Source organism: Thiocapsa marina 5811 (genome assembly GCF_000223985.1).
GTDB lineage: Bacteria > Pseudomonadota > Gammaproteobacteria > Chromatiales > Chromatiaceae > Thiocapsa > Thiocapsa marina.
This window is the reverse complement of record NZ_AFWV01000007.1, coordinates 65,208-84,558: the sequence shown is the minus strand read 5'-3', so window position 1 is coordinate 84,558 and position 19,351 is coordinate 65,208. Positions and strand designations below refer to the sequence as shown.

The following is a 19,351-nucleotide window of genomic DNA, read 5'->3' as shown; positions in this document are numbered from 1 at the left end:
CCCCGATTGACTGCAGTGGCGGAGCGGACGGGGCTCGAACCCGCGACCCCCGGCGTGACAGGCCGGTATTCTAACCAACTGAACTACCGCTCCGAAAAACATTTGCTCCGAGAAGACACGGCTTGTGCAAGCCTTTTCCTCTGTAGAGCTTGGTGGGTGCTGCAGGGATCGAACCTGCGACCCTCGCCTTGTAAGGGCGATGCTCTCCCAGCTGAGCTAAGCACCCTTGAGACGAACGACTATTGTACTGCGTCCTTGAAGGCTTTACCAGCCTTGAATGAAGGTGTTTTGCTTGCCTTGATCTCGATCGCCGCACCCGTTTGGGGATTACGACCGGTGCGTGCTGCACGCTCCTTCACTGCGAAGGTTCCGAAACCGATCAGGGAGACCGTGTCGCCCTCCTTGAGCGCACCGGCAACGCCATCCGTGAAGGCATCCAACGCCTTTCCTGCTGCGGCCTTCGAGATATCCGCAGCGTCCGCCATTTTTTCGATAAGTTCCGACTTATTCATCGCTCCCCCTGTTGATTCGTTCAATTTGCGCCGAAGGGCGCCCCGACGCTGAGGAAGCCGAAACCGGCTTCCCGCCGATGAGCAGGACATCAACACCGCATCAACGGCTCGACCGACCTGCGCTGCATGCTAAAACGGAGTCCGGACGAGGGCAACTGGCTTTTTGCGATTGAGCCGCACAAAACGGCGTTTAGTCAACGAAATGAGAACGAATCGCACACGGGGCGTCCCGATCCTGCGGTGCAGGACCGTTCGGGCCGTTTTCCGTCTCGGGAGGCGAGTGCAGCGCGGCAGCCGGGAGAGGCTTATCGGGGAAGCGCGCCCCGGCCTCTTCCCTGCCCGGGTCGCTCTAATGGTGGAGTCGCGCGGTCTGATCGCGTGCCGGCTCGGCAGAAGCCTCGCGCGTGTCCTTCTCGACCGTGATCGGGTCGTTCCCGTCAGCATCTGCAGCGATGCATTCCGGGCGTTTCGTCAGCGCAATATCGAAAACCTCGTCGATCCAGCGCACCGGATGGATGTTTAGATGTTGCTTGATGTTCTTCGGAATCTCGGTGAGATCCCGCTCGTTCTCGAGCGGAATAATCACGGTATCGATGCCGCCCCGGTGCGCCGCGAGGAGCTTCTCCTTCAGCCCCCCGATCGGCAACACCTCCCCGCGCAGGGTGATCTCCCCGGTCATGGCAACACTTGCCTTCACGGGAATCTTCGTCAACGCGGAAACCAGCGCCGTACACATGGCAACACCCGCACTGGGCCCGTCCTTCGGGGTTGCACCCTCGGGCACGTGGATGTGCACGTCGAGCGTGTTGTGGAAGTCCGGGGGCACACCGAGCGCGTCGGCGCGCGAGCGCACGACCGTCATCGCGGCTTGAATGGACTCCTGCATCACATCGCCCAGCTGACCCGTGTAGGTGAACTTACCTTTGCCGGGAACCAGGGCCGACTCGATGCGAAGCAGCTCGCCGCCGACCTCCGTCCAGGCCAGACCGGTGACTTGGCCGACTTGGTCGTGCTCGTCGGCGCGACCGTAGCGGAAACGCTGGACGCCCAGGTATTTCTCGAGGTTCTTCGCGCTGACCGTCGTGGCCGTATCGCGTTTCTTCAGCAGCACCTCCTTGACGACCTTGCGACAGATCTTGGAGATCTCGCGCTCGAGACTGCGCACGCCGGCCTCACGTGTGTAATGCCGGATGATGTCGCGCAGCGCACTCTCGCGGATGACCAGCTCGCCATCCTTCAAGCCGTTGTTCTTCATCTGCTTGGGCAGCAGATAGCGCTCGGCGATCGCGACCTTCTCGTCCTCGGTGTAACCGGAAAGACGGATCACCTCCATGCGGTCCAGAAGCGCAGGCGGGATGTTCAGGGTGTTCGCGGTGCCGACGAACATCACCTCGGACAGATCGAAATCGACCTCGAGGTAGTGGTCGTTGAAGGTATGGTTCTGCTCCGGATCCAGGACCTCGAGCAGGGCCGATGCGGGATCGCCGCGGAAGTCCATCGCCATCTTGTCGATCTCGTCAAGCAGGAAGAAGGCGTTGCGCGAACCGGCCTTGGAGAGATTCTGGATGATCTTGCCGGGCAGTGCGCCGATATAGGTCCGACGATGTCCGCGGATCTCGGCCTCGTCGCGCACGCCGCCGAGCGACATGCGCACGAATTGGCGATTGGTCGCACGGGCAATCGACTGACCCAGCGAGGTCTTGCCGACACCGGGCGGGCCGACCAAACAGAGGATAGGGCCTTTGAGTTTGCGCACCCGCTGCTGGACCGCGAGATATTCGAGGATGCGCTCCTTCACGCGCTCCAAGCCGTAGTGGTCCTTGTCCAGCACCGCTTCGGCGACCTTGATGTCGTTGCGGATGCGCGTGCGTTTCTTCCATGGTACGGCGACCAGGGTGTCGATGTAGTTGCGCACCACTGTCGCTTCGGCCGACATGGGCGACATCAGCTTGAGCTTGTTGAGCTCGCCTTGCGCCTTGGTCTTGGCCTCGCGCGGCATCCCGGCGGCCTCGATGCGTTTCGCCAGGTCTTCGATCTCGTTGGGCGCGTCCTCGAGCTCGCCGAGCTCCTTCTGGATCGCCTTCATCTGCTCGTTGAGATAGTACTCGCGCTGGTTCTTCTCCATCTGGCGCTTCACGCGCCCGCGGATGCGCTTTTCCATCTGGAGGATATCGTTTTCGGACTCCATCAGGCCCATCAGGTGCTCGAGCCGGGCTTGGACATCGATCATCTCCAAGACGCGCTGCTTCTCGTCGAGCTTCAACGACATGTGCGCAGCCATGGTGTCGGCGAGCCGGCCCGCCTCGTCGATGCTCGAGAGCGAGGTCAGCACCTCCGGCGGGACCTTCTTGTTGAGCTTGACGTACTGATCGAACAGCGTGACCGCGGAGCGCATGAGCACCTCCTGCTCGCGCTCGTCCACCTCGAGGGTCTCGTCCATCGGCTCGATGTTGGCCGAAAAAGAGCTTTCCGTCGTGAGGAAACGGTCGATACGTGCCCGCTGATTGCCTTCGACCAAGACCTTGACGGTCCCGTCGGGGAGCTTGAGCAACTGCAGGATGTTGGCCAGGGTCCCGATCTCGTGGAGATCCTTCACGCCCGGGTCGTCGACATCGGCGCTCTTCTGGGCGATCAAAAGGATCTGCTTGTCGCTCGCCATCGCCGCATCGAGCGCGCGAATCGATTTGTCGCGGCCGACAAAAAGCGGGATCACCATATGCGGATAAACAACGACGTCCCGCAAAGGAAGAACCGGGACCTCTTGAAGGGTATCGGATGCCGAGCTGGATACTGAATCGTGGTGCGCCATGTGGATCCGTTCTCGTGAAGTGGACGACCCGCGCCGACAGTTGTCGTCACTGCTGCTCGCGAGCGCGCGTCGGCTCGGGGCGTCGGTTGAGTTCTGGTCTGGGGTAAGGATCAGGGCGCGCCGAGCCGACTTCAACAGAAACCCGGCGCGGCGGGTGCCCGCGACGTGCGCGGGGCACGAGGGAGACGAACGAGGATCAGTCGGCTGCGACGGCCTGCTTCTCCAAACCTTCGTAGATCAGGAACGGCTTGTTTTCGCCCGAGATGACCGACGCATCGATCACGACCTTGCCGACATGCTCCATCGACGGGAGATCGTACATGGTATCCAGAAGCACCTGCTCCATGATGGTTCGCAGTCCGCGTGCTCCGGTCTTGCGCTCCATGGCCTTGCGCGAGATCCCGAGCAGGGCATCGTCGCGCAGCTCGAGCTCCACGCCCTCCATCTCGAAGAGACGTTGATACTGCTTGACCAGGGCATGCTTGGGCTCGGTCAGGATCCGCATCAGCGCCGGCTCGTCGAGCTCTTCCAAGGTCGCCATCACCGGGAGTCGGCCGACGAACTCGGGGATCAGGCCGTAGCGGATGAGATCTTCGGGCTCCACCGCACTGAAGAGCTCGCCGATCTGCCGTCTGTCGTCCTGGCTGTGGACCTCGGCCGAGAAGCCGATACCCGTCTTGCGCGAGCGGTTCTGAATCACCTTGTCCAGACCCGCGAAGGCCCCGCCGACGATGAAGAGGATATTGGAGGTATCGACCTGCAGAAACTCTTGCTGCGGATGTTTGCGCCCGCCCTGCGGAGGAACCGAGGCGACGGTGCCTTCGATCAGCTTGAGCAGGGCTTGCTGTACCCCCTCGCCGGAGACATCGCGGGTGATGGATGGATTATCCGATTTGCGCGAGATCTTATCGATCTCGTCGATATAAACGATGCCGGTCTGCGCCTTCTCGACGTCGTAATCGCACTTTTGAAGCAGCTTTTGGATGATGTTCTCGACGTCCTCGCCGACATAACCGGCCTCGGTCAAGGTCGTCGCATCCGCAATCGTGAAGGGGACGTTCAGCAGTCGCGCGAGTGTTTCGGCGAGCAGTGTCTTGCCCGAGCCCGTCGGGCCGATCAGCAGGATGTTGCTCTTGGCGATCTCGATGTCTTCCTTGGCCTCGGCGACCTCGAGACGTTTGTAATGGTTGTAGACCGCGACCGACAGGACCTTCTTGGCTTGCTCCTGGCCGATCACGAACTCGTCGAGTCGCGCGTTGATCTCGCGCGGCTTGGGAAGGTTGTTGGTCGCCTCGCCCACGCCGTCCTGCATCTCCTCGCGGATGATGTCGTTGCAGAGCTCGACGCACTCGTCGCAGATGAATACGGACGGGCCGGCGATCAGCTTGCGGACCTCGTGTTGACTCTTGCCGCAGAAGGAGCAGTAGAGTAGCTTGCCGTCGTCGCTCTTGCCGTGGCTGTTTCCACTCATCGCGGTTGAGTCTCCGTGCGGTCGGTTGGGGTCAAGTTGAGAGGGTCTCTGAGGGCGCAAACTCAATCATAACGGTTTGCTGTTGGATGGCAAGATGGTGACGAATCCCGCGCATCTCCACGGGATCCATCATTCGATCGGCCGTATCGGGGGCAAGCGGCGTGCGCAGCGCGGCCCGGCAACTGCGCCGGACATTGAAATCAGGCCTTCTTCGGCGCCGGACCGCGCTCGTCGATGACCTTGTCGATCAGGCCGTATGCCACGGATTCCTCGCCGCTCATGAAGCGATCTCGCTCGGTGTCGTCCGCGATCTTCTCGATCGGCTGGCCCGTATGGTGGGCGAGGATGTGGTTGAGTCGATCGCGAATATAGAGAATCTCGCGCGCGTGGATGTCGATATCCGTGGCCTGGCCCTGGAAACCGCCCAACGGCTGGTGGATCATCATCCGCGAATGGGGCAGGCAGACACGCTTGCCGGCCGCACCGCCCGCCAACAGCAAGGCGCCCATGCTGGCCGCCTGCCCGATGCACATGGTACTGACGTCGGGCCTGATGAACCGCATGGTGTCGTAGATCGCCAGACCCGCCGTCACCGAGCCGCCCGGAGAGTTGATGTAGAGGTGAATGTCCTTGTCGGGGTTTTCCGACTCCAGAAACAGCAGTTGCGCCACCACCAGGTTTGCCATGTGGTCCTCGACCGGACCGACCAGGAAGATGACGCGCTCTTTGAGAAGCCGGGAGTAGATGTCGAAGGAACGCTCGCCGCGCGCCGTCTGCTCGACGACGATGGGCACCAGCCCCAGACCGGAGGGCTGCCAATCCGAACGGCTCGAAGAATAGCTCATAGGATGTCTCATCGCCTTAAATCGCGTTCAGCATGAACAAAACCGACATCCGCCCGCGACCGATCGCCGCGCACGGATGTGTACCGGACCGGCGCACGCAAACCGGACGTCGGATCCGCTGCCCTCACTGCCCTCAGAGGCCGGGGCGAGCGCTCGACTCGGACAATTGGTCGAACGTCAGCGCCTCTTCCTCGACCTCGACCTGCCCCAACACCCATTCGACGACCTGCTCCTCGAGCACGAGGCTCTCGACCGAGGCGAGATGCTTGGGATCGGAGTAGAAATAATCGATGACCGCCTGCGGTTGCTCGTAGGTCGAGGCGCTGTCCTCGACCGCCGCGCGGACCCGCTGCGGGTCGGGGCGGAGCCCCTGCTGCTTCACGATCTCGCCGATGATGAGTCCCAGCGCGACGCGCCGCTTCGCTCCTTCCTCGAACAGCCCGTCGGGGAGCGCCACATCCGCGGAGCCGAGCGTCTCGAGCATCTGCGCCTTCATCGCGCGGATCTCCTCCTGAACCAAGACCCCCGGCAGCTCGATCTCGTGAGCCCCGAGGAGCAGCTCCATCACCGCTTCCTTCCTGCGGGCGTCGAGCCGCTGTTTCATCTCCCGCTCCATATTTTGACGCACCTCCGCCCTAAAACGCGCGACATCCCCGTCGGCGACACCGAATTTCTCGATGAAGGTCGCATCGATCTCGGGCAGAACGGACTCCTCCACCGCCTCGACGCTCACCTCGAAACGCGCGGGCTTGCCGGCGAGATGCTCGGCCTGATAGGAATCGGGAAACACCAGATCAAGCGTGCGCTCCTCGCCGGCCGAGGCGCCGATCAAGCCGTCCTCGAACCCCGGGATCATGCGACCCGTGCCCAGCTCGAGCTTGACGCCGGACGCGGAGCCACCCTCGAAGGGCTCGCCGTCGAGCGTCCCGTTGAAGGAGATGGTCAAAAGATCACCCGTCGCGGCTGCTCGCTCCACCGGCGCCCGGGTCGCGTGCTGCCGGCGCAGCCGCTCGACCATCGCATCGATATCCTCGTCGGTAATCTCGGCGACCGGCGATTTCACGGCGCGCCCGGACAGGGATACGATCTCGACCTGCGGCAAGACCTCGAAGATCGCCGTATAGCCGAAACGCTGCTCGGCCGGATCGATCTCCGGCTCGATCCGCGGCATCCCCGCGGGGCGCAGCGATTGCTGCATGAGCGCCTCGGAGAAGCTGGACTCGACGAGCTCGCCGAAAACCTCTTGGTTCACGGCGTCGCCGTAACGCTTCCTCAGCACCTTCATCGGCACCTTGCCCGGCCGAAAACCGGGCAGACGAGCGCTTCGGGCGAGCTTCTGCAAGCGCTTATCCACTTCGACCGCGATCTCCTCGAAAGGCAGATCGATCTTCATCCGTCGCTCGAGCCCCTCGCCCGTCTCAACCGAAACCTGCATCATGTCTCTCCGCTCGGCCCTCGCCGAGAGGGTCCGTAGGTTGTTGAATCTTGGATCGGGCAGAGACGCCCAAACCGCATAAAAGCTGTCCAGTATAGCGCACGGGCCGTCCGTCGCGAACGCTATCGGATCACCCGATCACCCGATCACCCGGGCGCCGACGCCTCGCCGACCCCTCGCTCATGCTCGCCGCAGCGTCGCAGCTCGCGCTTGAGGATCTTGCCCGCCGCGTTCTTCGGCAAGACGTCCCGGATGATCAGACGGCGCGGGACTTCATGCCGTCCCAAGTGCTCGCGGCACCAAGCACGCAGATTCGCCTCGGTGGCCGACGAACCGGTGCGCAGGACGACGTGTGCAACCGGGATCTCGCCGTGGCGTGCGTCCGGATCGCCGACGACCGCCGCCTCAGCAACCTCCGGATGCGCGAAAAGCGCCTCCTCGATCACCCGCGGATAGACGTTCATGCCGTTGGTGATGATGAGATCCTTGATGCGGTCGACCAGAAAGATATAGCCGTCCGCATCGCGATAACCGAGATCGCCGGTACGGAACCAGTCGCCGAAGAAGCTCTCGCGGGTCGCCTCGGGTTGGTTGTGATAGCCCTGCATCACGCTCGGCCCACGCACACAGACCTCGCCGTAGGTCCCGTCCGGCACCTCGCGACCCTCCGGGTCGAGGATCCGGGTCTCGACCGTGGGGATCGGCAACCCGATCGAGCCGGGCTTGCGCACGCCCGCGATCGGATTGACACAGGTGACGGGACCGCATTCGGTCGGGCCGTCACCTTCGAGGACGGGGATCCCGAAGCGCTCCTGAAACGCCGCCATCAGTGCGGCGGGCATGGCCGCACCTCCGCTCACGCAGACACGCACGCTGCGCCAGTGCGCGAGCTGCTCGGCATCGAGCCGCAACAGCACACCGTAGAGGCTCGGCACGCCGAGGAAGACGCTGGCGCCGTGACGAGCGATGGCCGTCGAGATCGCCCCCGGATCGAACTTCGCGACAGGCACGATCCCGAGACCATGCAGCAGCGGTGTCAGCACGCCGACGGTCGCGGCAAAGGCGTGAAACATCGGGAGCACGACCAGGATGCGGTCGGCCGGGGCGAGCGCAAGCGCCTGCGCGACGGCATCGGCGTTCGCGATCAGATTGGCGTGGGACAGCATCGCGCCCTTGGGACGACCGGTCGTGCCGGAGGTGTAGAGGATCGCGGCGATCGCGTGTTGCGGATCGCACGCCCGGACAGGCGCAGGCTCGGCGCTGCGCATCATGGCGGCGAAATCCAGGATGGCCGGATCGACCGCGGGGCTCGCGCCGATCCGCACCCGCACGGCTATGTCGGTCAGGCCGTCGAGGGCGGCGGCTGCGGCCGCATCGAACGCCTCCTGATGGATCAGACCCACGGCCCCGCTGTCGGCCAGGATGTAGGCCATCTCTTTGGGGTTGAGCAGAAGGTTGAGCGGCACCAAGGTCGCGCCGGCCTTGAGCGTTGCGAGGTAGGCGATGACGAGCTCCGGGCCGTTGCCGCAGAGCAGTCCCAGGCGATCGCCCTCCCCGATACCGGCCGCAGCCAGCGCCCCGGCGACCCCGTCGGAGGCCCGATCGAGCGCGGCATAGCTCCAATCGCCCCGATCCGAGCAGATGCCGATCGACGCGCCGAACCTTGCCGCCGTCGCCCGAAAGCGCCCGGGAATGTCCGGCGCGACGCTCGTACCCACCAGCGAGAAAGCCGTCAGATCACCTTCGAGAAGCCGATCGGCCCGGTCTTGGTGGCCAGATAGGCGTCGAAGGCCATACAGATGTTGCGCACCAGAAGGCGCCCGCGCGGGAGGATGCGGATCTTGTGCGCGTCGACCTCCAGCAGCCCGTCTCCGGCCATGTCGCGCAGCTTCATCAGGGCGTCGGCGAAATACTCGTCGAAGCGGATATCCCAAGCCGCCTCGGCGGAGGGGATGTCGAGCTCGAAGTGACAAATCAGACGGGTGATCATGTCGCGACGGATCAGGTCGTCGCGGGTCAGCTCGATACCGCGGAAGACCGGCAGACGTCCGGCGTCGAGATCCGCGTAATACTCCTCCAGTCCGCGCCGATTCTGGCCGTAGGTGTTGTCGATCTTGCCGATGGAGGTCACCCCGATCCCGATTAGATCGCAGTCGGCGTGAGTGGAGTAGCCCTGGAAGTTGCGATACAGGGTCCCGGCCTGCTGGGCGCGGGCCAGCTCGTCGTCGGGACGGGCGAAATGGTCCATGCCGATATAGACATAGCCGGCCTCGGTCAGGCGCTCGATCGTGGACTGAAGGATGTCGAGCTTCGCCTCGGGCGCCGGCAGATCGGCCTCGTTGATCCGCCGTTGCGGCTTGAAACGCTCGGGCAGATGGGCGTAGTTGAAGACCGACAGGCGCTCCGGATCGACCGCGATGATGCGCTCCAAGGTCCGTGCGAAGCTCTCGGGGGTCTGGAACGGCAGGCCGTAGATGAGGTCGATGCTGATCGAGCGAAAACCCTCGGAGCGTGCCGCCTCGAGCACGGCCATGGTCTCGGCCTCGGTCTGGATGCGGTTCACCGCCTGCTGAACCCGCGGGTCGAAGTCCTGCACGCCCAGACTCATCCGGTTGAAACCCAGACGGCGCAGCAGCGCCACACCGGCGGCATCGGCCTCGCGCGGATCGATCTCGATCGAGTACTCGCCGACATCGTCCCCGGCCAGGTTGAAGTGCCGGCGCGTCGTATCCATCAGCTCGGTCATCTGAGCGTGACTGAGGAAGGTCGGTGTACCGCCGCCCCAGTGCAGCTGCTCCACGACGCGCGTCTTGTCGAACAGCTCCGCTTGCAGGGCAAGCTCCTTGTAGACACGCTCGAGATAGGGCGGGGCAAGGGAGCGATCCTTCGTCGCGATCTTATTGCAGGCGCAATAGAAGCAGACGGTGTCGCAAAAGGGGATGTGAAAATAGAGCGAGAGCGGGCGGCCGCTGTGATTGCTGCGCTCGCAGGCCGCGCGATAGGCGGCGACGTCGAAGGATTCGTCGAACTCCACCGCGGTCGGATACGACGTATACCGCGGGCCGCTTTGGTCGTAGCGACGGATCAGATCCAGATCGAAAGAAATACCTTGTTCCACCGTTCAACCCTCCGGCCGTGGTGCCTGCCGCGACACCCGTTCGGCCATGTTCGTAACGCCTGTCTCAGGCATCATCCCCGCCGACATCGAGGCCGCGACGGCGCGTCTCGTTGATCTGTTCGAGCAGGGTATGGAATGGAATCTCTTCCGCGTACGTGCCGACCAGGTCCATGAGCGGCAGATCCGTGCGCCGGAAGGTGTCGCTCCGATCCTTCCCGGCGTCTTCCAGCGCCCGAAAACCCTTTTGAAGGGGATCGAGAACGGCCGAGGACCGGACCGAGCCCTCCATCTCGAGCTCGAGACAGTCGAGCAGACCGGCGTCCGCGAAGATCGCCCTGCGTGTGCGCTCGACATGGTCGTCGATGTTCTTGACCCGGGACAAGCTCATCGGGTCGTGGCCTCTTCGAGTAGCTCGAGCTGATGGCGATCGAGCTGCTCGCGCGTCAGCAGGAAGACGCCCTCCCCGCCGCGCTCGAACTCGATCCAAGTGAAGGGCACGCCCGGCAAGCGACGTTCCAGCTCGGGCGCCGCAGTGCCGACCTCGACGATCAAAATACCCTCGTCCGTTAGATGGCTTGCGGCATCGGCGAGGATCCTGACGACGAGATCAAGACCATCCTCGCCACCCAGAAGGCCTAACTCGGGCTCATTGCGGTATTCGAGGGGCAGGGCGTCCAGCTCGGAGCGAGACACATAGGGAGGGTTGGAAACGATGACATCGTAACGGTCGGTCGGAACCGACGCGAACAGATCCGAGGCGAAGACGCGCACTCGATCCTCGACCCCGTGTCGCGCGACGTTGCGCCTCGCCACATCCAACGCCTCGGTCGAGATGTCGACCAAATCGACATCCACATCGGGCAGGTGGACGGCTGCGGCAACGCCGATGCAACCGCTCCCGCAGCACAGATCCAGCACGCGGCCGACGATCTCGCCGTCGATCCAGGGCTCGAAACCGGCCTCGACCAGCTCTGCGATCGGCGATCGCGGCACCAGAACGTCCGGTGTCACGATCATTTCAAGACCGGCGAACCAGGTCCGCCCGGTCAGATAGGCCGCCGGTAGGCGCTCCACGACCCGACGCTCGAGGATGTCGCACACCTGCACGCGCTCGGACGGCGTCAACCGGCAATCGCGAAAACCGGCAGGGAGTCCGGGGTCCAAGCTCAGGGTTCCGAGGACCAGGTGAGCGGCCTCGTCGACAGCGTTGTCGGTCCCGTGACCGAAGTAAAGTCCGGCGGCGTTGAAGCGGCTTGCCCCCCACCGCACGAAGTCTTGTATCGTGATCAAACCATCCGGCTGCTCGGCCATACGAAATTTCGAAGAGAACGCGTCAGTGAATCCAGCGCCGCAGGATACCACTACCGCGCGCCCCTGTTCAGCCCCGTTGCGGGTCAGCAACGAAGAGCAAGCCGACAGGGGCTTCGAGCGCGGGTCCCGAACCGAACCGCCGATCAGGCCGCGCGTCGTTTGGCGTCGTCCTCGAGCGTCTCGATCCCGACCTTCGGTGCATCGGATCGGCCGCGGCCGCGGTCGACCAGATCTTGCAACGAGATATCTTTGAGGAAGCGAAAGATTTCGTCGCTGAGCTGATCCCATAGATGATGCGTCAAGCAACGCTGACCGTCGCGACAGTTCTCGCGGCCGCCGCATCGCGTGAACTCCACCCACTCGTCCACGGCGCAGATGATGTCGGCGATCGAGATGTCCTCGGCCGATCGACCGAGATAGTAGCCTCCTCCCGGTCCGCGCACGCCCCGCACGAGTTTTTTGCTTCGCAGCGCGGCAAACAGTTGCTCGAGGTACGACAACGAGATCCCTTGATTTACCGAGACGTCCGCCAGCGTCACCGGCCCGCTGCCGGAATGCAGCGCGAGGTCGAGCATAGCGGTCACCGCGTATCTGCCTTTCGTCGATAGTCTCATCGTAGGATGCCTGGAGTGAGTGAGCCGATGGACGCGCGGGTCGAAGCGACGGCGCCCAATGTCCCCCAGTTAAGTAGTCAACAATTTCGACATTTCAATGCGCAACCGCGTGATCGGTCGTCGGAGAACGGGTCTCGAGGGGAAGAGCGCGCGTCTGCCGCCGGCGTGGATCCGGACCAGACCGGCCCGGGCCAACGGCGCGCTAAGGGCAGAGGGTGACGCGAGCGCCGGACGCGCACGTCGGGGGAGTGACCGGCGCATCCGCGAAGACGCGCCCCTGCCGCAGGCAATATGTCAGCCACTTGCCGACGAAGAGATTCGCTTGCCATTTCTCGGCGAGCGCAGGTGCACGATAGTCGGCACGCAGCGGCAGGACCGTTTGGCGCAGGTCGATCACCTCCACTTGACCGGCGTCGTGATACACCCTCAAGCGGGCATCCGGGTCGGGAAGCGCAGCGCCCTGAACGGCGAAGACATAGGTGAGACGAAGGATGGTCGTGAAGCGCGCCTGCTCTTCGATCTCGAGATAGAGATCGACCCCTTCGGGGCAACGCGATCCGTAAACGCCCGGCGGCCGCGCGCCCAGCTCCGGAACCAAGCGAGCGAGCCGCGCGAAGTTTTCTTCGCAGAGACTCATGAGTGCCCCGACGTTGGGGCGACCCGACAGGACGCAGGCAGTCGCCCAAGGGTGGCAAGCGCGCTGCATCGAGACCGGAACCGAGGGAGCGGTGCGCGACTGACGCGCTATGCGTTTCCGGAGGCCGGAGCCTGGGCCTGCTCTGCGATCTGACGCTTGACGTCGACCATATCGAGATCCCCGGCTTTGGCCAGGAGATCTCGGAACTGACTCTCCGGGAGCGCGCCCGGCTGCGAGTAGATGATGATCTGCTCGCGAAAGATCATGAGCGTCGGAATCGAACGGATCTGAAAGTGAGCGGCGATCTCTTGCTGCTCTTCGGTGTTGATCTTGGCGAAGACGATATCGGTCAAGTCCTCGGACACCTTGTCGTAGACCGGCGCAAAGGATCGGCAGGGACCGCACCAGGGCGCCCAGAAGTCCACGACGACGAAGGCATTGCCTTGAATCGTTTGTTCGAAATTGGTCCCGTCGAGCTCGATTACGGCCATAAGGATATCCTGCGATCAATTCGGCGATGAAACATTGCCGTCGATGGTATCAGAATCCGGGCCCCTCGGCAGTTTCACGGACTCGAAACAGGGATATACCGAGCGCGCGCGGGTTTCTCGGAAAGCAGCGTGCGGCGAAAAAAACGCGTGCGCTCGGTACCTTGCGGATGGGCACGCCCCGATCGGGCCGACAGGGCCGGACCCGACATCGAGTACCGGGTGTCGCCCGCAGGCGCTCGAGAGGGCCTCAGCCGGCGGAGAGTTTCGCGATGATCTCGTCGCGAATCCCCTCGACCGAACCGATCCCGATCACCTTGACGTAACGAGGGGCGTCATCGCCGCCCTGCTCGGCCCAGGTCGAGTAGTAGTCGATAAGCGGCTCGGTTTGGTCGTGATAGACGCGCAGCCGTTCCTTCACGGTCTCCTCGCGGTCGTCGTCGCGCTGGATCAGCGGCTCGCCGGTCTCGTCGTCCTTATCGGCCTCTTTGGGCGGGTTGAAGACGACATGGTAGGTCCGGCCCGAGCCGGGGTGGACTCGACGACCCGACATGCGGCGGATGATCTCCTCGTCCGGCACGTCGATCTCGACCACGACATCGATGCCGACGCCCGCCGCCTTCAGGGCATCGGCCTGCCCCAGGGTGCGCGGAAAACCGTCGAACAGATATCCGTTCTTGCAGTCCTCATCGGTGATCCTGGTCTTCACCATGCCCATGATGATGTCGTCGGAGATGAGACCGCCTTCGTCCATGATCTTCTTGGCCGCCTTGCCCAGATCGGTCCCGTTCTTGACGTGCGCGCGCAGCATATCGCCGGTCGAGACCTGCGGGATCTTGAAGTGCTCCTTGATGAATCCCGCCTGCGTACCTTTTCCCGCGCCCGGGCCGCCCAATAGGATGACGCGCATTTCGCTTCCTCTCAGTGATGTTTCTCTTAGGGTACGCCCGAGTGTGCCACAGTCCGATTCAAGAGAACCACAGAACTAATCCATCGCGGGATCGGGCGGATTTATGGCCGAAAGCCGCTCCGAGGACCGCCCGGCAGCGTCGCGCCCGCCGAGATTCGACGGGCGCGCGCAATCGACGAGGCACTGCCGCGGGGTTCGCCCTCAGCGCCCGGACATCAGCATGCCGAGCATCAACTTGTTCAGACGCCCGACGAACGCCGCGGGATCCTCGAGCTGTCCGCCTTCGGCGAGCTGCGCCTGGTCCAGCAGGATGAGCGCGAGGTCCGCAAAACGATCGTCTTGGCTCTCGGACTCCAGGCGCTTGACCAAGGGATGGCCGATGTTGACCTCCAGGATCGGCTTGCTCTCGGGCGCACTCTGACCGACCGCCTTGAGCACGCGCGCCAGATTGGCGCTCATGTCGTGCTCGCCGACGACCAGACAGGCCGGGGAGTCGACCAAGCGGGTGCTCGGCCGGACCGAGTCGACCCGCTCGCCCAAGGTGGATTTGAGCCGCTCGAGCAGACCGCCGTGCTCCGCCGCGGCCTTCTCCTTGGCCTCTTTTTCTTCGGCATCGGCCAACCCGCCGAGATCCAGATCGCCCTTGGCGACCGAGTGCAGCGTCTTGCCTTTGTACTCGGTGAGATGACTGACCAACCACTCGTCGACGCGGTCGGACAAGAGCAGCACCTCGATGCCCTTCTTGCGGAAGACCTCGAGATGCGGGCTGTGACGCGCCGCCGCTGCGCTGTCGGCGGTGATGTAGTAGATCTTCTCCTGGCCGTCCTTCATCCGCTCCAGGTAGCCGTCGAGGGACTCGCGCTGCGCATCGCTCTCGCTGTGAGTGCTGGCGAAGCGCAGCAGACCGGCGATGCGCTCTTTGTTCGCGAAGTCCTCGGCCGGACCTTCCTTGAGCACCCGGCCAAACTCGTCCCAGAATTCGCCGTACCTCTCGGGCTCGTCCTTCGCCAGGGTCTCGAGGAGTCCGAGGATTCGCTTGGTGTTGGCCTGGCGGATGGTGTCGATCTTACGGTTGTGCTGGAGAATCTCGCGCGAGACGTTCAAGGGCATGTCGTCGGAGTCGACTACGCCCTTCACGAAGCGCAGATAGTGCGGCATCAGCTTGTCGGCCTCGTCCATGATGAAGACGCGGCGCACATAGAGCTTCACGCCGTGCTTGGCGTCGCGCTCCCACAGATCCCAGGGCGCACGTTTGGGCACGAAGAGCAGCGTGGTGTACTCGTTCGTCCCCTCGACCCGGTTGTGGGCATAGGCGAGCGGGACATCGAAGTCGTGCGACACGTGTTTGTAGAAGTCGTGATATTCCTCCTCCGTGATCTCCGACTTGTTGCGCATCCAGAGTGCGGTGCCGCGGTTGACCTGCTCGTACTCGGGCGGTGCGTCCTTGGCCTTCTCGGCCTCCTCGCCGTAAAGCTCCTTGCGCATCTCCACCGGCAGGGCGAGATGGTCGGAGAACTTGCCGATGATGCTGCGCAGACGCCAGGCATCCAGGAACTCCTTCTCGTCCTCCTTCAGGTGCAGGATAACGTCGGTGCCGCGACCGGACTTCTCGAGCGTCTCCAGGGTAAAGCTGCCGCGGCCGTCGGACTCCCAACGCACCCCGTGCTCGGCACCGAGTCCGGCACGACGCGAGATCAACGTCACCTTGTCCGCGACGATGAAGGCCGAATAGAAACCGACACCGAACTGGCCGATCAGCTTGCTGTCTTTCGCCTGATCGCCCGAAAGCGCCTCGACGAATCGGCGCGTGCCGGAGCTGGCGATACTACCGATGGTGTCGATCACCTCTTGGCGGCTCAGCCCGATCCCGTTGTCCGATACCGTCAGCGTGCCGGCCTCTTTGTCGATCTCGACCCGGATGCGCAGCTCGCTCTCGCCTTCGTAGAGCCCGTCGTCGCTGAGTGCCTCGAAGCGCAGCTTCTCGGCCGCGTCGGAGGCGTTGGAGACCAGCTCGCGCAGAAAGATCTCCTTGTTCGAGTACAGCGACCGGATGACGAGATCCAGCACCTGGCTGACCTCCGCCTTGAACTCCAGTGTTTCTTTGTGCGCTTCGACTGTCATTGCTTGGAATACCTCAATCGTGCTTCGATTCAACTTGAAATTGGGGGGTGGCCCGAGGGCACAGCGGCCGTCCGACATCACGCGCGGTGCACGGCCGGAGCAGCCCCGGGCCGATCCGGTATTGTCGCATGGGCTTGCGGGGATACAATGCCGCACGAGCGCAGCGGCCGATCGCGTGACCGAGCATCCGCATCCCGCGCCTTCGGGAGCCTTTTCAAGCAAGCCCGGGCGCTCCGCATCCGGACATGTGAAGATCGGAGCCCGCCATGTCAATACACGTCAAGGGGTTGAAGATGCAACCGCAAGTGATCGCCACAACGCCATTCGAGGGGCAGCGCCCCGGCACCTCCGGCCTGCGCAAAAAGGTCGGGGTGTTCCGGCAGCCGCATTATCTGGAAAACTTTGTCCAGGCGATCTTCGACACCCAAACCGATGTCGCGGGCGGGACACTGGTCGTCGGCGGCGACGGACGTTACTACAATCGCGAGGCGATCCAAACCATCCTGCGCATGGCCGCGGCCAACGGGGTGAAGCGGGCGCTGGTCGGGCGTGGCGGGATCCTCTCGACACCGGCCGCCTCCTGCGTCATCCGCAAGTACCGCACGCGCGGCGGCATCATCCTCTCGGCGAGCCACAACCCGGGCGGCCCGGATGGCGACTTCGGCATCAAGTTCAACATCGCGGCGGGCGGTCCCGCGCCGGAGTCGGTCACCGACGCCATCTTCGCGCGGACCCAAACGATCCGCGAATACCGCACGCTCGACTGCCCGGCGACCGATCTGGATGAGCTCGGCACGGTGCGTATCGGCGACATGGATGTCGAGATCATCGACCCGGTGAGCGATTATGCCGAGCTCATGGAGTCGCTGTTCGACTTCAACGCCATCCACCAGCTGTTCAATTCCGGCATCTTCCGCATGCGCTTCGATGCCATGCATGCCGTGACCGGCCCTTATGCCAAAGAGATCATCGAGACGCGCCTGGGCGCGGCACCGGGCACCGTCCTGAACGGCGAAGCACTGGAGGATTTCGGCGGCGGGCATCCCGATCCGAATCTCGCGCATGCCAAAGAGCTGGTGGCGATGACCGAGGGACCGGATGCACTGGACTTCGGTGCGGCCTCGGACGGCGACGGCGATCGCAACATGATCCTCGGAAAGAAGTGCTTCGTCACCCCGAGCGACAGTCTGGCGGTGCTTGCAGCGAATGCACACCTGGTTCCCGGCTATCGCGCCGGGATCCGCGGCGTCGCGCGCTCCATGCCGACCAGCCAGGCCGCGGATCGTGTGGCCGAGCAGCTGGGCGTGGAGTGCTTCGAGACCCCCACCGGCTGGAAATTCTTCGGCAATCTGCTCGACGCCGGCCGCATCACGCTCTGCGGCGAAGAGAGCTTCGGCACGGGCTCGGATCATGTCCGCGAGAAGGACGGGCTCTGGGCCGTGCTCTTCTGGCTGAACCTGCTGGCCGTGCGCCAGCAATCGGTCTCCGAGATCCTCGCCGAGCACTGGCGCCGGTTCGGACGCAACTTCTACACCCGGCACGACTACGAGGCGGTCGACGCCACCGCGGCGGAGGGTTTGATGGACCACCTGCGGATCCTTCTCCCCGGTCTGGCCGGTCGGCAGCTCGGCGAGCAGACCGTGCGCTACGCCGATGATTTCGCCTACACCGACCCGATCGACGGCAGCCGCTCGGAGCGCCAGGGGATTCGCATCGGCTTCGAGAGCGGAGCGCGCATCGTCTTCCGGCTTTCGGGTACGGGGACCGAAGGGGCGACACTGCGGATCTATCTCGAATTCTTCGAGCCGGATCCCGAGCGCCACCTTCAAGACACCCAAGAGGCGATGCAGCCGCTGATCCTGATCGCGCGCGAGCTCGCGCAGATCGAAGCACGGACCGGCCGCAGCGAGCCCGACGTCGTCACCTAAAGCGCGTCCAGAGCGAGATGCTGGTTTTCGAGTGAGCTCGACGTTCGATGCATCCAAAACACTCAGCGGAGACGCGCTCTAGAATGACCTCGTTCTTTGAAATCTTAAGCCGCGCCGACTCCAGCGAAGGACTTATCCAGACAGGCATTCCGAATGATCCGCAAGAACCCTTCCGGCGATCTGCCGGTGATCGACGAATCCGCTTACATCGATAAGACTGCGATCATCTGCGGGAAGGTCGTGATTCACGCCAACGTCTTCGTTGGACCCTATGCGGTCATCCGAGCCGACGAGGTCGATGCGCAGGGCGACATGGACCCGGTGGTGATCGGTGCCAACTCGAACATCCAGGACGGCGTCGTTATCCATTCCAAGTCCGGCGCGGCGGTCACCATTGGGACCAACACCTCGATCGCACATCGCTCGATCGTCCACGGCCCCTGCTCCGTCGGAGATCGGGTCTTCATCGGCTTCAACAGCGTGCTCTTCAACTGTCGCGTCGGGGACGGCTGCGTCGTCCGCCACAATGCCGTCGTCGACGGTTGCGATCTTCCACCCGAGTTCTACGTCCCCTCCACGACGCGCATCGGTCCCTCGACCGATCTGGACTCCATCCGGCGGGTCACGCCGCAAGCGAGCGAGTTCTCGGAGGACGTGATCCGCGCCAATGTTGACTTGGTGCGGGGATACAAACGCCTCCAAAACGAGTTCTAAATTAAACTTCGGCCCTTTGGGGTTTGAGATGTGGGTAGGCTCCGGTGATGTCGGAGCCCCCTGGATCGCCGGTGGATGCCGAAGTTTAAGTCATTATTTTTTTTATCTCCTGAATCCCGTCGTCTACCGAGGTCTTTAATTGGTGCGGCGTCGATAGCGCGTCTCACCTGGCGGATCACTCGCGACGGGATTCAGTTGGATTCAGCTCGGGATCGGCGTCCATGGGCGGCGCACGCCGCGGGTCGCCATCCTCCGCGTCTTCGTCCATGAGGATGCGCCGGCCGTCGCCGTCCAGATCGTCGTATTGACCGGTTCGGGTCGCCCAGAAGAGCACGGCGACCGCAGCGAGTCCAAGGACCAGCATGCCGGGGATCAGGCCGTAGATCACGTCCATCGTCGATCGAACCTCCGCTCGACAGAATCAAGCAACCGCTCGGG

Annotated in this window: 17 protein-coding genes and 2 tRNA genes; 2 read left to right on the top strand and 17 right to left on the bottom strand. The window is 63.5% G+C overall.

Annotated elements, in window-relative coordinates:
- Positions 1 to 16: 16 nt before the first annotated feature.
- The 16 genes from THIMADRAFT_RS11285 to htpG all read right to left on the bottom strand — a co-directional run bounded on the left by THIMADRAFT_RS11285 (position 17) and on the right by htpG (position 16,271).
- Positions 17 to 93, bottom strand: a tRNA-Asp gene (locus THIMADRAFT_RS11285).
- A gap of 57 nt (positions 94 to 150) precedes the next feature.
- Positions 151 to 226: transfer RNA gene (locus tag THIMADRAFT_RS11280), tRNA-Val, on the bottom strand.
- Between the two features lie 13 nt (positions 227 to 239).
- A complete protein-coding gene (locus THIMADRAFT_RS11275; protein ID WP_007193164.1) occupies positions 240 to 512 on the bottom strand; it encodes an HU family DNA-binding protein in 273 nt (90 codons plus the stop codon).
- Positions 513 to 861: 349 nt separating this feature from the next.
- On the bottom strand, positions 862 to 3,321 hold the full coding sequence (gene lon / locus THIMADRAFT_RS11270; RefSeq protein WP_007193163.1) for an endopeptidase La: 2,460 nt from the start codon (positions 3,319 to 3,321) through the stop codon (positions 862 to 864).
- A gap of 196 nt (positions 3,322 to 3,517) precedes the next feature.
- The gene (clpX, locus tag THIMADRAFT_RS11265) at positions 3,518 to 4,792 is read right to left on the bottom strand and encodes an ATP-dependent Clp protease ATP-binding subunit ClpX (RefSeq protein WP_007193162.1); all 1,275 of its coding nucleotides are present in this window, start codon (positions 4,790 to 4,792) and stop codon (positions 3,518 to 3,520) included.
- A gap of 200 nt (positions 4,793 to 4,992) precedes the next feature.
- Positions 4,993 to 5,637: an ATP-dependent Clp endopeptidase proteolytic subunit ClpP gene (gene clpP / locus THIMADRAFT_RS11260; protein ID WP_007193161.1), complete on the bottom strand. Its 645-nt coding sequence runs from the start codon at positions 5,635 to 5,637 to the stop codon at positions 4,993 to 4,995.
- Positions 5,638 to 5,770: 133 nt separating this feature from the next.
- On the bottom strand, positions 5,771 to 7,075 hold the full coding sequence (tig, locus tag THIMADRAFT_RS11255; protein ID WP_324603136.1) for a trigger factor: 1,305 nt from the start codon (positions 7,073 to 7,075) through the stop codon (positions 5,771 to 5,773).
- Between the two features lie 143 nt (positions 7,076 to 7,218).
- Positions 7,219 to 8,790 (bottom strand): long-chain-fatty-acid--CoA ligase, encoded by a 1,572-nt coding sequence (locus tag THIMADRAFT_RS11250; RefSeq protein WP_007193159.1) that lies wholly within the window; start codon positions 8,788 to 8,790, stop codon positions 7,219 to 7,221.
- A 14-nt stretch (positions 8,791 to 8,804) separates the two neighbouring features.
- The gene (hemN, locus tag THIMADRAFT_RS11245) at positions 8,805 to 10,190 is read right to left on the bottom strand and encodes an oxygen-independent coproporphyrinogen III oxidase (protein ID WP_007193158.1); all 1,386 of its coding nucleotides are present in this window, start codon (positions 10,188 to 10,190) and stop codon (positions 8,805 to 8,807) included.
- Between the two features lie 64 nt (positions 10,191 to 10,254).
- Complete coding sequence (locus tag THIMADRAFT_RS11240; RefSeq protein ID WP_007193157.1) at positions 10,255 to 10,578, bottom strand: hypothetical protein; 324 nt, start codon at positions 10,576 to 10,578, stop codon at positions 10,255 to 10,257.
- A complete protein-coding gene (gene prmB, locus THIMADRAFT_RS11235; RefSeq protein ID WP_007193156.1) occupies positions 10,575 to 11,501 on the bottom strand; it encodes a 50S ribosomal protein L3 N(5)-glutamine methyltransferase in 927 nt (308 codons plus the stop codon). The genes THIMADRAFT_RS11240 and prmB overlap by 4 nt, the downstream gene beginning before the upstream one ends.
- A gap of 143 nt (positions 11,502 to 11,644) precedes the next feature.
- Positions 11,645 to 12,115, bottom strand: coding sequence for an Rrf2 family transcriptional regulator (locus tag THIMADRAFT_RS11230; RefSeq protein WP_007193155.1), 471 nt, complete (start codon positions 12,113 to 12,115; stop codon positions 11,645 to 11,647).
- A gap of 202 nt (positions 12,116 to 12,317) precedes the next feature.
- Positions 12,318 to 12,752 (bottom strand): DUF1249 domain-containing protein, encoded by a 435-nt coding sequence (locus THIMADRAFT_RS11225; protein ID WP_233490238.1) that lies wholly within the window; start codon positions 12,750 to 12,752, stop codon positions 12,318 to 12,320.
- A gap of 107 nt (positions 12,753 to 12,859) precedes the next feature.
- Positions 12,860 to 13,243 carry a thioredoxin gene (gene trxA / locus THIMADRAFT_RS11220; RefSeq protein WP_007193153.1) on the bottom strand — a complete coding sequence of 128 codons (384 nt, stop codon included), beginning with the start codon at positions 13,241 to 13,243 and terminating at the stop codon, positions 12,860 to 12,862.
- 247 nt (positions 13,244 to 13,490) lie between these two features.
- Complete coding sequence (gene adk / locus THIMADRAFT_RS11215) at positions 13,491 to 14,150, bottom strand: adenylate kinase (protein ID WP_007193152.1); 660 nt, start codon at positions 14,148 to 14,150, stop codon at positions 13,491 to 13,493.
- 201 nt (positions 14,151 to 14,351) lie between these two features.
- Entirely contained in the window at positions 14,352 to 16,271 is a 1,920-nt protein-coding gene (gene htpG, locus THIMADRAFT_RS11210) for a molecular chaperone HtpG (protein ID WP_007193151.1), read from the bottom strand.
- Positions 16,272 to 16,564: 293 nt separating this feature from the next.
- Here htpG and THIMADRAFT_RS11205 point away from each other — a divergent pair, with 293 nt between their 5' ends.
- Together THIMADRAFT_RS11205 and THIMADRAFT_RS11200 are read left to right on the top strand one after the other, a co-directional pair.
- A complete protein-coding gene (locus THIMADRAFT_RS11205) occupies positions 16,565 to 18,199 on the top strand; it encodes an alpha-D-glucose phosphate-specific phosphoglucomutase (protein ID WP_040731087.1) in 1,635 nt (544 codons plus the stop codon).
- A 153-nt stretch (positions 18,200 to 18,352) separates the two neighbouring features.
- A complete protein-coding gene (locus tag THIMADRAFT_RS11200) occupies positions 18,353 to 18,913 on the top strand; it encodes a gamma carbonic anhydrase family protein (protein WP_007193149.1) in 561 nt (186 codons plus the stop codon).
- Positions 18,914 to 19,088: 175 nt separating this feature from the next.
- Here THIMADRAFT_RS11200 and ccoS read toward each other — a convergent pair whose 3' ends face one another.
- Positions 19,089 to 19,307 (bottom strand): cbb3-type cytochrome oxidase assembly protein CcoS, encoded by a 219-nt coding sequence (ccoS, locus tag THIMADRAFT_RS11195; RefSeq protein WP_007193148.1) that lies wholly within the window; start codon positions 19,305 to 19,307, stop codon positions 19,089 to 19,091.
- Between the last annotated feature and the right edge of the window lie 44 nt (positions 19,308 to 19,351).